The sequence below is a fragment of the Streptomyces xanthophaeus genome, from assembly GCF_000725805.1.
Classification (GTDB): domain Bacteria; phylum Actinomycetota; class Actinomycetes; order Streptomycetales; family Streptomycetaceae; genus Streptomyces; species Streptomyces xanthophaeus.
In genome coordinates this window covers 163,932-177,878 of record NZ_JOFT01000014.1, presented here as the reverse complement: position 1 = coordinate 177,878, position 13,947 = coordinate 163,932, and the positions used below count along the sequence as shown (strand labels likewise).

Here is a 13,947-nt window from a genome sequence, read left to right as displayed (position 1 = left end):
CCGTAATCTCCCTGCGGGAGGCTAGGTGTGATGCACGACGCAGCGACCGGCGACGACAGTGACGCAGACCTGCTGGCCAGGCATGCCGCCGGCGACCCCGACGCCTTCGGTGAGCTCGTACGCCGCCACCGCGACCGGCTGTGGGCCGTGGCGCTGCGCACCCTCGGCGACCGGGAGGAGGCCGCCGACGCCGTGCAGGACGCCCTCGTCTCCGCCTACCGCGCCGCGCACACCTTCCGCGGCGAGTCCGCCGTCACCACCTGGCTGCACCGCATCACCGTGAACGCCTGCCTCGACCGGGCCCGCAAGGCCGCCTCCCGCAGGACCGCGCCCCTCGACGACACGGACCGCCTGGAGCGGCTCCTGGAGCCCCACGAGTCCGCCGAGGCCCCTGCGGAGCGCCAGGACCTCCACCGTGAGCTCCTGGCCGCTCTCAGCACCCTCCCGCAGGAACAGCGGGCCGCTCTCGTCCTCGTCGACATGCAGGGATATCCCGTCGCGGAGGCCGCCCGCATCCTCGACGTCCCCACGGGCACCGTGAAGAGCCGGTGCGCCCGGGGCCGGGCCAAGCTCGTCCCGCTGCTCACTCATCTGCGCTCGAATGCCGGGGATAACACCGCCGCCGAGCGGGGAAGGAACCGGACGCCGGGCCCATCCGTCCCACCAGCGGCAGAACCCAGGCATCCAGACCCAGACGCTGTGAAGGGCGGAGGTGGACGACCGTGACTCCCCCGACTGGCGTGCCCGGCACGACCGGCACGATGCGGCACCCGGATGTCTCCGAGATCTCCGACCTGACCGAAGGGCTCCTCTCCCCGGCCCGGGCCGCGGAAGTCCGCCGGCACCTGGGCGACTGCGCCCTGTGCGCCGACGTCCTCTCCTCTCTCGAGGAGATCCGCTCCCTCCTGGGCACGCTCCCGGGACCCTCCCGGATGCCCGCCGACGTCGCGGGCCGCATCGACGCGGCCCTCGCCGCCGAGGCACTCCTCGATGCCACCACGCCCACGCCCCGGGTCTCCCCCCAGCAGGACCTGTCCGGGCCGGATGACATCGCGGACGCCGCCGGCCGCGATGTTTCACGTGAAACACCGACCGGAACGAGGCTCGGAACCGAGGCCCGTCGGCCCGCCGGTCACCCGGTCGGCCCAAGCGGCCCCGGCCGCCGTCGGGCCCGCCGCCGGATTGCCGTGGTCGCGGGACTCGCCGGTGCGGCAGCCTGCGCTCTGGGCGTCTTCCTCTTCGGCGACCTGAACGGCCCGCCCGCCCACCAGAGCGCCGCCCGCAACGACACCACCAGCTCGGCCGCGCAGCCGCGGGCCGACGCAGGCTCCTACACCGCCGAGGGGCTGCGGGGCAGTGTGGGGCAGCTCCTGTCTTCCGGACAGGGCTCCAAGACCGTGCCGCAGGATCAGAACAACACCTACGGCACGGACAACACCGCCCCCGGTACCGAGGTCGCCCCCGGCGACCGCAGTGCGTCCTCCGTTCCGGACTGCGTCCAGGACGGGACGGGCCGGACCGAGACCCCGATCGCCTCCGAACGCGGCAGCTACGAGGGCGCGTCCGTGTACCTCCTCGTCCTTCCGCATCCCGGGGACCCGGCCCGGGTGGACGCCTACCTCGTGGACAGCAGCTGCGAGAACGGCGCCTCGGCCGCCCCCGGAAGGCTGATGCTGAAGAGCACTTACCCCCGCGGGTGAGGCGTCGCGGTCAGCACTCGGACAGGCGGGGAATGCGAGCGCCGTAGGATCCGTTGGGTGGGGTGAGAGTCCGCACCGGCCCCCGGTAGGCAGCACGCAGTCCGCAGAGACGAGGAAGAAACCCGTGAGCGACGTCCGAAACGTGATCATCATCGGCTCCGGGCCGGCCGGTTACACCGCCGCCCTGTACACCGCACGCGCTTCGCTCAAGCCTCTGGTCTTCGAAGGTGCCGTCACCGCCGGTGGCGCACTGATGAACACCACCGAGGTCGAGAACTTCCCCGGTTTCCGGGACGGCATCATGGGCCCGGACCTCATGGACAACATGCGTGCCCAGGCCGAGCGCTTCGGTGCCGAGCTGGTCCCGGACGACATCGTGTCCGTGGACCTCACCGGTGAGATCAAGACCGTGACCGACACCGCCGGCACCGTGCACCGCGCGAAGGCCGTCATCGTCACCACGGGCTCCCAGCACCGCAAGCTCGGTCTGCCCAACGAGGACGCGCTGTCCGGCCGCGGTGTCTCCTGGTGCGCCACCTGCGACGGGTTCTTCTTCAAGGAGCAGGACATCGCCGTCGTCGGCGGCGGCGACACCGCGATCGAGGAGGCCACCTTCCTCTCCCGGTTCGCCAAGTCGGTCACCATCGTCCACCGCCGGGACAGCCTGCGCGCCTCCAAGGCCATGCAGGACCGCGCCTTCGCCGACCCGAAGATCAAGTTCGCTTGGGACAGCGAGGTCGCCGAGATCCACGGCGAGCAGAAGCTCTCCGGCCTCACCCTGCGCAACACCAAGACCGGTGAGACCTCCGCCCTGCCCGTGACCGGCCTGTTCATCGCCGTCGGCCACGACCCGCGCACCGAGCTGTTCAAGGACCAGCTGGAGCTGGACGAGGAGGGCTACCTCAAGGTCGCCGCCCCCTCCACCCGGACCAACGTCACGGGCGTGTTCGGCGCCGGCGACGTGGTCGACCACACGTACCGTCAGGCGATCACCGCCGCGGGTACCGGCTGTGCGGCCGCCCTCGACGCCGAGCGTTTCCTGGCCGCCCTCACGGACTCCGAGCACGCGCACGCGACTGTCTGACCCCCTCTCCACCCCACACCCCACACCCCGCAGGAATAAGAAGGAGGCCGCTGTGGCCGGCACCCTCAAGAACGTGACCGACGCAGACTTCGACGCCGAGGTCCTCAGCAGCGACAAGCCCGTACTGGTGGACTTCTGGGCCGCCTGGTGCGGACCGTGCCGCCAGATCGCGCCGTCCCTCGAGGCCATCGCCGCCGAGTACGGCGACCAGATCGAGATCGTCAAGCTCAACATCGACGAGAACCCGGCCACGGCTGCCAAGTACGGCGTCATGTCCATCCCGACGCTGAACGTCTACCAGGGCGGCGAGGTCGCCAAGACCATCGTCGGCGCCAAGCCCAAGGCCGCCATCCTGCGCGACCTCTCGGACTTCGTCGAGATCAAGACCCCCTGACGCTCCACGCGATGCGTACCGCGCAGCTCACGCGCAACGGGGCCGCTCCCTTCCGGGGACGGCCCCGTTGGGCTGTCCGGTGTCTTCGGTCCGCTCACAGGGGGCGTAGCGCGGGTTCCTTGCGTGCCGCACCGAGCAACCGGTCCAGTGCCAGTTCCACGTCTTCCTTCCAGGACAGCGTCGAGCGCAACTCCAGGCGCAGCCGCGGATACAGCGGGTGCGGCCGCACCGTCTTGAACCCCACCGCCAGCAGGTGGTCCGCCGGCAACAGGCACGCGGGGCCCTCCCACCGGGTCTCCCCGAAGGCCTCGATCGCGCGGAATCCCCGTCTCAACAAGTCCTTGGCCACCGTCTGGACCATGACCCGGCCCAGGCCCTGTCCCTGATATCCCGGCATGATCCAGGCCGTGATCAGCTGCACCGCGTCCGGCGAGACGGGACTGGTCGGGAACGCGGTGGCCCGGGGCACGTAGGCCGGCGGCGCGTACAGAACGAACCCCACCGGGACCTCGTCCACATAGACCACGCGGCCGCACGATCCCCACTCCAGCAGGACGGCGGAGATCCACGCTTCCTTCTCCTGGGCCGCGTTCCCCGACTTCACGGCTGCCTCGCCCCTGACGGGGTCCATCTCCCAGAACACACAGGAGCGGCAACGCCGGGGCAGGTCCTGGAGGTTGTCCAGCGTGAGCGGTACCAGCCGACGACCCATGAACGCATCGTATCCACTGGCCCGCCTTTCCACGACGGGACAGCCCGAGGGGACAAAACGACCCAAATCCATATACGGCAAAGGGCGGACCGTTCCGGTTCGCACCGGTACGGTCCGCCCCTCGGCGAGCCCTCAGCAGCCCGGGATCACTCCCCGGAGAGACCCTGCTCCAGCACCCGGCCCTCGCCCGGCGCCAGCGTGCCCAGGATCCGCTCCAGATCCTCCATCGAGGCGAACTCGACGGTGATCTTGCCCTTCTTCTGGCCCAGGTCGACCTTCACCCGCGTCTCGAACCGGTCCGACAGGCGCGTCGCCAGCTCGTTGAGCGCCGGCGCCACACGGGCACCGGCCCGCGGACCCTTCGGCTTGACCGTGCTGGACGGCTCCGAGGCCATCAGCGTCACGATCTCCTCGACCGCACGCACCGAGAGCCCCTCGGCCACGATGCGGTGCGCCAGCCTGTCCTGCTCGCCGGAGTCCTCCACAGAGAGCAGCGCACGCGCATGCCCCGCCGAGAGCACACCCGCAGCCACCCGGCGCTGCACCGAAGGCGACAGCTTCAGCAGGCGCAGCGTGTTGGAGACCTGCGGCCGCGAGCGGCCGATCCGGTCCGCCAGCTGATCGTGCGTGCAGTTGAAGTCCTGGAGCAGCTGGTCGTAGGCCGCGGCCTCTTCCAGCGGGTTCAGCTGCGCGCGGTGCAGGTTCTCCAGCAGGGCGTCCAGCAGGAGCTTCTCGTCGTCCGTCGCCCGGATGATCGCAGGGATGCGCTCCAGCCCGGCCTCCCGGCAGGCCCGCCAGCGCCGCTCACCCATGATCAGCTCGTAGCGGCCGGGGGCCGCCTGCCGCACGACCACCGGCTGGAGCAGGCCCACCTCCTGGATGGAGGTCACCAGTTCCGCCAGCGCGTCCTCGTCGAACACCTCACGCGGCTGACGCGGGTTCGGCGTGATCGCGTCCATCGGAAGCTCGGCGAACGTTGCCCCCGCCACGCCCTGGGTCTCCGGGCCCGACGTGGGCTCCGGCACGGTCGCCGCTGCGAGCGATGTTTCACGTGAAACATCGGCCTGCGCCAGCGCCGCGAGCTTCGCCGCAGCGACCCCGCGCTCCGAAGTCAGCACCGGTACCGCCGACGGGGACGTGGAACCGCCACCCATCGCAGGCGGTGTCTTCTCCTGCGGAGCCGCGGGGATCAGTGCACCGAGCCCCCGCCCCAGACCTCTGCGTCGCTCACTCACTGGATCCCCTCCGCCACACTCTGCGTGCTGTTCATGCCCGCGCCCAGATGGGCGTGCTGGGCGTCGTAATGGATGCCGACCCCGCGGTACGCGATCTCGCGCGCCGCCTCCAGATAGGACAGCGAGCCGCTGGAACCCGGATCGTAGGTGAGCACCGTCTGCCCGTAGCTCGGCGCCTCGGAAATACGCACCGACCGCGGGATGCTCGTGCGCAGCACCTCCTTGCCGAAGTGGCTGCGCACCTCCTCCGCCACCTGCGAGGCCAGCCGGGTCCTGCCGTCGTACATCGTCAGCAGGATGGTCGAGACGTGCAGGTTCGGGTTCAGATGGGCGCGCACCAGGTCGACGTTGCGCAACAGCTGCCCCAGCCCCTCCAGCGCGTAGTACTCACACTGGATCGGGATCAGCACCTCTGCGCCTGCCACCAGCGCGTTCACCGTCAGCAGCCCCAGCGAAGGCGGGCAGTCGATCAGGATGTAGTCGAGCGGCTGCTCGTAGGCCTGGATCGCCCGCTGGAGACGGCTCTCGCGGGCCACCAGGGACACCAGCTCGATCTCCGCGCCTGCCAGATCGATCGTGGCGGGGGCACAGAACAGCCCCTCCACATCCACCACCGGCTGGACGACCTCCAGCAGCGGCCGGCTGTCGACGAGCACGTCGTAGATCGAGGGAACGTCCGCGTGGTGGTCGATGCCCAGCGCCGTGGACGCATTGCCCTGCGGGTCGAGGTCGACCACCAGGACCCGTGCGCCGTGCAGGGCCAGCGAGGCGGCCAGATTCACGGTCGTGGTGGTCTTGCCCACGCCGCCCTTCTGGTTGGCGACCACGATGACGCGGGTCTGCTCCGGCCTGGGCAGGCCCTCGCCGGCACGCCCCAGCGCCTCGACGGCCAGCTGGGCAGCCCGGCCGATCGGGGTGTCATTGTCTACAAGGGGCGGGGGCGATGTTTCACGTGAAACATCCTCACCCACCGATTCAGATCGGGGACCGGGGACCGGGTCGGCCATCGGCCCCGCGAGGTTGGCGTCGGACCGCACGGTGTCACTCTCCTCGACATCAGGCTCGCGATGAACAGAGCCTCCCATGTCACCGGGGTCGCGAACCAGCGGGGCCCGTACTCCTGTGGATGAATCCACCGATGTGGACAACTCCGTCCCCCCAGCGTCCTTGCGGTTCCGGGGGGACGCAGCCGCACGACCGCGGCTGATGATTCCGTGCAGCAGAGAGCGACGTTTCACGTGAAACACGATGCCCGGACGGAGTCTTCGGGCCGCTACGACACTCCGAAATCCATACCTATAGGGCCCAACGCCCGCAACATATCTGCTGCGCCCCGAGGAAAAGCAAGATCAGCGGCGGCGGCGCGTGCGGCCCACCCGCGCCGCCTTAGCCCGCTTGGCCGCGAACCTCACCCCACCGGGGCTCTCCCCGACCTCGACCCGCACCACCGTCGACAGCGGGTCCACCACGCCCTCACCGACCTGGAGCACCGAGGTCTTCACCACACCGAGCTTGGTCAGCGCGGCCTTGGCCGCCACCAGCTCCTCCTCTGCGGTGTCCCCCTTCAGCGCCAGCATCTCGCCGTACGGACGGAGCAGCGGCACTCCCCAGCCGGCCAGCCGGTCCAGCGGGGCGACAGCGCGCGCCGTCACCACATGGACGGGCTGCACCTTGCCGAGAACCTCCTCGGCACGCCCGCGCACGACCGTGACGTGATCCAGGCCCAGCAGCTCCACGGCCTCCTGGAGGAAAGTCGTCCGCCTCAGCAACGGCTCCAGCAACGTGATCTTGAGATCGCGCCGGACCAGGGCCAGCGGAATACCGGGCAGACCGGCACCGGAGCCCACGTCGCACACGGTGACGCCCTGCGGCACCACCTCCGAGAGCACCGCACAGTTCAGCAGGTGCCGCTCCCACAGTCGCGGTACCTCGCGCGGACCGATGAGGCCCCGCTTGACACCCGCATCCGCCAGCAGCTCCGCATACCGCACAGCTTCCGGGAAAAACTCACCGAACACCGCGCGCGCCTCTTCAGGCGCCGGGGGAAGCTCCGCTGCCTCCGTCACGGGGACCGTCCTTCCGTACCGCGAGGTTTTCTAAAACCACGTCGTTGGATTGCCGCTTCGTTCACATGCCAGGCTGACAAACATCGGCCCCGCCTGCGACACAGACGGGGCCGAACACTCTCGCTACCGATCAGGCCGGGAGCACAACGACGAAGCGCTGCGGCTCCTCGCCCTCGGACTCGCTCTTCAGACCGGCGGCCGCCACCGCGTCGTGGACGACCTTCCGCTCGAACGGGGTCATCGGAGCGAGCTTCAGCGGCTCGCCGGACGCCTTCACGTCCGCCGCGGCCTGGGCGCCCAGCGCCGCCAGCTCCTCGCGCTTCTTCGCGCGGAACCCGGCGATGTCCAGCATCAGCCGGCTGCGGTCCCCGGTCTCGCGGTGCACGGCGAGGCGGGTCAGCTCCTGCAGGGCCTCCAGGACCTCACCGTCGCGGCCCACGAGCTTGCTCAGGTCACGGCTGGCGGAGTCGCTGACGATGGACACCGCGGCGCGGTCGGCCTCGACGTCCATGTCGATGTCGCCGTCCAGGTCGGCGATGTCGAGCAGACCCTCGAGGTAGTCGGCCGCGATCTCGCCCTCCTGCTCGAGGCGGGTCAGGGTGTCGCCACCCTCAGCGGCGGCGGTGGTGGTGCCTTCCGTCACGGGAGGGACTCCTTCTTACTTCTTGGTGGAGGGCTTGGTGGGCGTCTGACGCTTCGACTTCGTCTGCCGCTTGGGCTGCTGCCGCTTGACGGCACCGCCGCTCGCCGCATCCGCATCGGAGGTGGCCTCGGAACTCTTGGCCACAGAGCCGTCCGCCTGGGCGGCCAGGCCCTGCTTGGTGAGCGCGGTGATGAACTTGCGCTCGTTGTCGTTGCGGTCCGGACCCTTGGCCACGATCGCCGCCACGACCTTCTTCTTGCCCCGGCCCCGGACGTCGCCGTGCGCACCGATCGACTTGAGCAGACGGGTCAGGTACTGGTCCTGCGCCTTGCTGCCCGGCGTCGGGTTCTGGTTGATCACGTACATCTGCTGGCCCATGGTCCACACGTTCGTGGTCAGCCAGTAGACGAGGACACCGACGGGGAAGTTGATGCCCATGACCGCGAAGATCACGGGGAAGATGTACATCAGCATCTTCTGCTGCTGCATGAACGGCGTCTTGACCGAGAGGTCGACGTTCTTCGCCATCAGCTGGCGCTGCGTGTAGAACTGCGACAGCGACATCAGGACGATCATGACGGCGGTGACGATGCGCACGTTGGTGATCGACGCGTCCAGCTCAGCAACCTTCTGGGCGCTGTCCGTGAACTTGGATGCCAGCGGAGCACCGAAGATGTGCGCCTGACGCGCGCTCTCCAGCAGCGACTGGTTGATGACGCCGATGGTCTCGCCGTTGGCGATGCTCGCGAGCACGTGGTAGAGCGCGAAGAAGAACGGGGACTGCGCCAGGATGGGAAGGCACGAGGAGAGCGGGTTGGTACCCGTCTCCTTGTACAGCTTCATCATCTCTTCGGACTGACGCTGCTTGTCGTTCTTGTAGCGCTCCTGGATCACCTTCATCTTCGGCTGGAGCGCCTGCATGCCACGCGTCGCCTTGATCTGCTTCACGAAGAGCGGGATCAGGCAGATACGGATCAAGATCACCAGGGACACGATGGACAGGCCCCAGGCCCAGCCACTGTCCGCTCCGAAGATCGCCCCGTACAGGGAGTGGAACTGAACGATGATCCACGAAACGGGTGTGGTGATAAAGCTGAACAGACTGGCAATCGTGTCCACTAATCAGGCTCCTTGAGCATTGCGAGATCTACGCAACGCACTGCGCAGCTGCTCGTGCCAACGCGGGCGTTTACGGGGTGGGACATGGTCCACACCACCCGGAGACCACGGATTGCACCGCAGGATCCGCCAGGCGGTCAGAACGGTCCCCTTCACCGCACCATGCCGGTCGATGGCCGCATACCCGTAGTGCGAGCACGAGGGGTAGTAGCGGCACACCGGCCCGAGCAGCGGACTGATCGTCCACTGGTACAGCTTGATCAAAGCGAGCAGCGGGTACTTCATCGAGCCACGCCTCCCAGGAGCCGCACCAGCGCGGCATCCAGGTCCCGGGCCAGTTCGTCGTGGCCGGCGTCACCCGCTCCGGGCAACGCACGTACCACCACCAGGCTACCGGCGGGCAGCTGGGGCAGCCGCTCGCGGACAAGATGGCGCAAACGGCGCTTCACCCGGTTACGGACCACGGCGACGCCGACAGCCTTGCTGACGACGAAACCCGCACGCGTCGAGGGAACTGTCTCCCCCGGCTCGTGCGGGTCCGTTGCACCGCTTGTACGTAGGTGGACGACGAGGAGCGGGCGACCAGCCCGACGACCTCGACGTACCGCGCTCGCGAAGTCCTCGCGCCGCCTCAGCCGATTTTCGGGAGACAGCACGACGTCACGACCTGCGTGTTGTTACGCGGAAAGGGCGGCGCGGCCCTTGCCACGACGGTTTGCGAGGATCGCGCGACCGGCACGGGTACGCATCCGGAGACGGAAGCCGTGGGTCTTGGCACGACGGCGGTTGTTCGGCTGGAAGGTGCGCTTGCTCACTCGGGGGCTCCAGAGAATGAATCGTTGTGGCGGGACATCGCCTGGCTGTCACCGTGCGCCCACGAGGAAACTCGCGTGTTCGCCCGAGTGGCACCGCTAAACGATCACAACCAGTGATCTTCGCCCATCGGTAGGCAGGCGGCAGCAGCCATCGACAACTCGACCTCGTTACGGTACGCGCGGCTACGCCATCCGGTCAAACCGAGTAGACGGTGCCCCACACTGTGCACAGGCTGTGGACAACGACTTGAACCGTACCCGCCGCGCTGACTACCGTTGCCTGACCCTGGATTTTTTGTCCCGACCGTCCCAAAGAACCACACATTCGTGGGACCCCCGTGAGAGAGCGTGCTCTGTGGCTGACGTACCTGCCGATCTTGCCGCAGTGTGGCCAAGGGTGCTCGAAAAGCTCCTCGGGGAGGGACAGCCGGGCATCGAGCCCAAGGACAAGCAGTGGGTCGAGCGGTGCCAGCCCCTGGCGCTCGTCGCCGACACCGCGCTGCTCGCCGTCCCCAACGAATGGGGCAAGCGCGTCCTCGAGGGCCGCCTGGCCCCGCTCATCAGCGACGCCCTCAGCCGCGAGTGCGGCCGCCCGATCCGGATCGCCATCACGGTGGACGACTCGGCCGGCGAGCCCGCGCCCCCGGCGCCGCCCGTCCAGCAGCAGGGCGGGTACGAGCCCTACGGCGGCCAGCGCGGCGGCCACACCGGCCCCGGCGGCGGCCCGTCCGAGGACCAGCTCCCCAGCGCGCGCCCCGCCTACCCGGACTACCAGCAGCCGCGGCCCGAGCCCGGCGCCTGGCCCCGCGGCGGCCAGCAGGACGACTACGGCTGGCAGCAGCCGCGCCTGGGCGGCTTCCCCGAGCGCGATCCGTACGCCTCCCCGCAGCCGGGCTACCTCCAGCAGTCCGAGCCCTCGGGTTACGAGCAGAACTCCTACGAACAGCAGAAGTACGAGCAGCAGAAGTACGAGCAGTCCCCGTACGAGTCCCAGCAGTCCCATCAGTACGAGCAGCCCTCGCCCCGCCCGGCGCCCGGCCGGCCCTCCTCGGCCCCCGCGCCGTCCGGCGGTTCCACTTCGGGCCCGCTCGAACCCACGGCGCGGCTGAACCCCAAGTACCTCTTCGACACCTTCGTCATCGGCGCTTCCAACCGCTTCGCGCACGCGGCCGCGGTGGCCGTCGCCGAAGCACCCGCGAAGGCCTACAACCCCCTCTTCATCTACGGGGAGTCGGGCCTCGGCAAGACGCACCTGCTGCACGCCATCGGGCACTACGCGCGCAGCCTCTATCCCGGCACCCGCGTGCGCTACGTGAGCTCCGAGGAGTTCACCAACGAGTTCATCAACTCCATCCGCGACGGCAAGGGCGATGCCTTCCGCAAGCGGTACCGGGAGATGGACATCCTGCTCGTCGACGACATCCAGTTCCTCGCGAGCAAGGAGTCGACGCAGGAGGAGTTCTTCCACACCTTCAACACGCTCCACAACGCCAACAAGCAGATCGTGCTCTCGTCCGACCGGCCGCCCAAGCAGCTGGTCACCCTCGAGGACCGGCTGCGCAACCGCTTCGAGTGGGGCCTGATCACCGACGTCCAGCCGCCCGAGCTGGAGACCCGCATCGCGATCCTGCGCAAGAAGGCCGTCCAGGAGCAGCTCAACGCCCCGCCGGAGGTACTGGAGTTCATCGCCTCCCGGATCTCGCGCAACATCCGCGAGCTGGAGGGAGCGCTGATCCGCGTCACCGCCTTCGCGAGCCTCAACCGGCAGCCGGTGGACCTCGGCCTGACCGAGGACGTCCTGAAGAACCTGATCCCCGGCGGCGAGGACAGCGCCCCCGAGATCACCGCCTCCGACATCATGGCGGCCACCGCGGACTACTTCGGGCTCACCGTGGACGACCTGTGCGGCTCCTCGCGCAGCCGGGTCCTGGTCACCGCGCGGCAGATCGCCATGTACCTGTGCCGGGAGCTCACCGACCTCTCGCTGCCCAAGATCGGGGCCCAGTTCGGCGGCCGCGACCACACGACCGTCATGCACGCGGACCGCAAGATCCGCGCCCTGATGGCTGAGCGGCGCTCCATCTACAACCAGGTCACCGAGCTCACCAACCGCATCAAGAACGGCTGAGCAGGCCTCCGGTGGCTCCTGTGGAGCCCCTTCACGCCCGCTTCAGGGCACCCGTAAACCGCTTTCAGAGGGCGCTCCCGGATCACTACGGGGGCGCCCTTCTTCATGCGTGCGCCCCTGACCTGTTCGAATACGCCCCCTGGGGAGCAACTCATCCACAGATTTGGGGACTTTCTTCCGTCCACACCCTGGGGACGGCCTCCGTCGCCCACAATTTGTCCACAGGGGTGCTGGGTGAGGTTCCATCAGGGCAGGTCAGAACCCTGTGGATTTGTGCGCAACCCTTGTCCACAGGCTGTGGACAAGTTTTTCCTCCACAGGCCCGTCCACCCCTTTGTCCACCGCTGACCCACAGGTTCCCGCATCCTGTGCACAGGATGCGGCGAGTTCTCCACACCGTTGTCCACTGTTCGGCAACGGGAGGGGCCCTCTCACCGTCCGGAGTGAAAGCGGTCACACGGATGTAGACGTTTGGCCTGTGGAGTACCGGGGAAAAGCTGGGGACGCACCTGTGGAGTACCAGGGGTCACCTGGGGACAGCCTGTGCAGAACTTTCTGTTCTCCACAGACCCCCCGGGTTGTCCACCGGTGCCACCCACAGGGCCGGTGGATAAAAAACGTGGTCTGACCTGGGCAAACAAGGTTTTCCACTGTATCCACAGGCCCTACTACTACCCCCATAGAGAGTTAGGCCGGATTCGGTTTTCAAGCGGGTCCTGTGCACAACTCGTCGGGCGGCCGTCCCGACACCTCGCTCCCGACTTGACCGCCAGCCGCACCGACTGTCGGCGCCGTACGTCAGACTGGTCCCCGGCATCGGTCGAGGCATCGACGAGCCGACGACGAAGGCCGGCAGACGAGCGAGCAACAGCAGGAGGCGGTTCCGGTGAAGATCCGGGTGGAGCGCGACGTACTCGCGGAGGCGGTGGCCTGGGCGGCCCGTAGCCTCCCGGCCCGGCCGCCGGTGCCCGTTCTCGCGGGCCTTCTGCTGAAGGCCGAGGAGGGCAAGCTGAGCCTCTCCGGCTTCGACTACGAGGTCTCGGCCCGGGTCTCCGTCGAGGCGGACGTCGAGGAGGACGGCACCGTCCTGGTCTCCGGCCGGCTGCTCGCCGACATCTGCCGCGCCCTCCCCAACCGGCCGGTGGAGATTTCCACAGACGGTGTACGGGCGACCGTGGTCTGTGGATCCTCGCGGTTCACACTCCACACCCTGCCTGTGGAGGAATACCCGGCGCTGCCGCAGATGCCGACCGCGACCGGCACCGTGCCCGGTGAGGTCTTCGCCTCCGCCGCGGCCCAGGTGGCCATCGCCGCCGGCCGTGACGACACGCTGCCCGTGCTGACCGGTGTCCGCATCGAGATCGAGGGCGACCGCGTCACCCTGGCCTCCACCGACCGCTACCGCTTCGCGGTCCGCGAGTTCCTGTGGAAGCCGGAAGACCCCGAGGCCTCCGCCGTGGCGCTGGTGCCCGCGAAGACCCTGCTGGACACCGCCAAGTCCCTGACCAGCGGCGACACCGTCACCCTGGCGCTCTCCGGCTCCGGCCAGGGCGAGGGCCTGATCGGTTTCGAGGGCGCGGGCCGCCGCACCACCACCCGCCTCCTCGAGGGCGACCTGCCGAAGTACCGCACGCTCTTCCCGACCGAGTTCAACTCCGTCGCCGTGATCGAGACCGCCCCGTTCGTCGAGGCCGTCAAGCGCGTGGCCCTCGTCGCCGAGCGCAACACCCCGGTCCGGCTGAGCTTCGAGCAGGGCGTGCTGATCCTGGAAGCCGGTTCCAGCGACGATGCACAGGCTGTGGAGCGTGTGGACGCGAAGCTGGAGGGCGACGACATCTCGATCGCCTTCAACCCGACCTTCCTGCTGGACGGCCTGAGCGCGATCGACTCTCCCGCGGCCCAGCTGAGCTTCACCACGTCCACCAAGCCCGCGCTGCTCAGCGGCCGCCCGGCGGTCGACGCGGAAGCCGACGAGGCCTACAAGTACCTGATCATGCCGGTGCGCCTCTCCGGTTGATTCTTCGCAGGTCAGGCCCGGTCTCGCAGCCTGC

General features: G+C 68.8%; 15 protein-coding genes. 6 read left to right on the top strand and 9 right to left on the bottom strand.

Annotated features, from left to right (window positions below; translation table 11 throughout):
- Positions 1 to 30 precede the first annotated feature (30 nt).
- The 4 genes from sigM to trxA all read left to right on the top strand — a co-directional run bounded on the left by sigM (position 31) and on the right by trxA (position 3,178).
- Positions 31 to 726 (top strand): RNA polymerase sigma factor SigM, encoded by a 696-nt coding sequence (sigM, locus tag IO30_RS0109685; RefSeq protein WP_031141304.1) that lies wholly within the window; start codon positions 31 to 33, stop codon positions 724 to 726.
- On the top strand, positions 723 to 1,700 hold the full coding sequence (locus IO30_RS0109680) for an anti-sigma factor family protein (protein WP_308443102.1): 978 nt from the start codon (positions 723 to 725) through the stop codon (positions 1,698 to 1,700). The genes sigM and IO30_RS0109680 overlap by 4 nt, the downstream gene beginning before the upstream one ends.
- A gap of 124 nt (positions 1,701 to 1,824) precedes the next feature.
- Entirely contained in the window at positions 1,825 to 2,784 is a 960-nt protein-coding gene (trxB, locus tag IO30_RS0109675; RefSeq protein WP_031141302.1) for a thioredoxin-disulfide reductase, read from the top strand.
- Between the two features lie 52 nt (positions 2,785 to 2,836).
- Positions 2,837 to 3,178 carry a thioredoxin gene (gene trxA, locus IO30_RS0109670; protein ID WP_031141301.1) on the top strand — a complete coding sequence of 114 codons (342 nt, stop codon included), beginning with the start codon at positions 2,837 to 2,839 and terminating at the stop codon, positions 3,176 to 3,178.
- Between the two features lie 94 nt (positions 3,179 to 3,272).
- Here trxA and IO30_RS0109665 read toward each other — a convergent pair whose 3' ends face one another.
- The 9 genes from IO30_RS0109665 to rpmH all read right to left on the bottom strand — a co-directional run bounded on the left by IO30_RS0109665 (position 3,273) and on the right by rpmH (position 9,768).
- Positions 3,273 to 3,890 carry a GNAT family N-acetyltransferase gene (locus IO30_RS0109665; RefSeq protein ID WP_031141300.1) on the bottom strand — a complete coding sequence of 206 codons (618 nt, stop codon included), beginning with the start codon at positions 3,888 to 3,890 and terminating at the stop codon, positions 3,273 to 3,275.
- 146 nt (positions 3,891 to 4,036) lie between these two features.
- Positions 4,037 to 5,125 carry a ParB/RepB/Spo0J family partition protein gene (locus IO30_RS0109660; protein WP_031141299.1) on the bottom strand — a complete coding sequence of 363 codons (1,089 nt, stop codon included), beginning with the start codon at positions 5,123 to 5,125 and terminating at the stop codon, positions 4,037 to 4,039.
- Entirely contained in the window at positions 5,122 to 6,210 is a 1,089-nt protein-coding gene (locus tag IO30_RS0109655) for a ParA family protein (protein WP_078904057.1), read from the bottom strand. Before IO30_RS0109655 ends, IO30_RS0109660 begins: the two co-directional genes overlap by 4 nt.
- Before the next feature lie 264 nt (positions 6,211 to 6,474).
- Positions 6,475 to 7,191, bottom strand: coding sequence for a 16S rRNA (guanine(527)-N(7))-methyltransferase RsmG (rsmG, locus tag IO30_RS0109650; RefSeq protein WP_031141297.1), 717 nt, complete (start codon positions 7,189 to 7,191; stop codon positions 6,475 to 6,477).
- Positions 7,192 to 7,321: 130 nt separating this feature from the next.
- A complete protein-coding gene (locus IO30_RS0109645; RefSeq protein WP_031141296.1) occupies positions 7,322 to 7,834 on the bottom strand; it encodes a Jag family protein in 513 nt (170 codons plus the stop codon).
- Positions 7,835 to 7,849: 15 nt separating this feature from the next.
- Positions 7,850 to 8,953 carry a membrane protein insertase YidC gene (gene yidC, locus IO30_RS0109640; RefSeq protein ID WP_031141293.1) on the bottom strand — a complete coding sequence of 368 codons (1,104 nt, stop codon included), beginning with the start codon at positions 8,951 to 8,953 and terminating at the stop codon, positions 7,850 to 7,852.
- Positions 8,954 to 8,956: 3 nt separating this feature from the next.
- A complete protein-coding gene (gene yidD / locus IO30_RS43250; protein WP_078904056.1) occupies positions 8,957 to 9,238 on the bottom strand; it encodes a membrane protein insertion efficiency factor YidD in 282 nt (93 codons plus the stop codon).
- A complete protein-coding gene (gene rnpA / locus IO30_RS43245) occupies positions 9,235 to 9,609 on the bottom strand; it encodes a ribonuclease P protein component (protein ID WP_078904055.1) in 375 nt (124 codons plus the stop codon). The genes yidD and rnpA overlap by 4 nt, the downstream gene beginning before the upstream one ends.
- A gap of 21 nt (positions 9,610 to 9,630) precedes the next feature.
- Positions 9,631 to 9,768, bottom strand: a complete 138-nt coding sequence (gene rpmH / locus IO30_RS43240) for a 50S ribosomal protein L34 (RefSeq protein WP_008741645.1) — start codon at positions 9,766 to 9,768, stop codon at positions 9,631 to 9,633.
- A gap of 355 nt (positions 9,769 to 10,123) precedes the next feature.
- Between rpmH and dnaA the strand changes: the two genes are divergently transcribed.
- Together dnaA and dnaN are read left to right on the top strand one after the other, a co-directional pair.
- The gene (dnaA, locus tag IO30_RS0109635) at positions 10,124 to 11,896 is read left to right on the top strand and encodes a chromosomal replication initiator protein DnaA (RefSeq protein WP_078904054.1); all 1,773 of its coding nucleotides are present in this window, start codon (positions 10,124 to 10,126) and stop codon (positions 11,894 to 11,896) included.
- An 886-nt stretch (positions 11,897 to 12,782) separates the two neighbouring features.
- Entirely contained in the window at positions 12,783 to 13,913 is a 1,131-nt protein-coding gene (dnaN, locus tag IO30_RS0109630) for a DNA polymerase III subunit beta (protein WP_031141289.1), read from the top strand.
- Positions 13,914 to 13,947 lie beyond the last annotated feature (34 nt).

What these genes read in the sequence shown, in the direction of transcription:
- yidD (WP_078904056.1), bottom strand. Translation starts at nt 9,238, where the DNA reads ATGAAGTACCCGCTGCTCGCTTTGATCAAGCTGTACCAGTGGACGATC.
- IO30_RS0109665 (WP_031141300.1), bottom strand. Translation starts at nt 3,890, where the DNA reads ATGGGTCGTCGGCTGGTACCGCTCACGCTGGACAACCTCCAGGACCTG.
- IO30_RS0109655 (WP_078904057.1), bottom strand. Translation starts at nt 6,210, where the DNA reads ATGGGAGGCTCTGTTCATCGCGAGCCTGATGTCGAGGAGAGTGACACC.
- sigM (WP_031141304.1), top strand. Translation starts at nt 31, where the DNA reads ATGCACGACGCAGCGACCGGCGACGACAGTGACGCAGACCTGCTGGCC.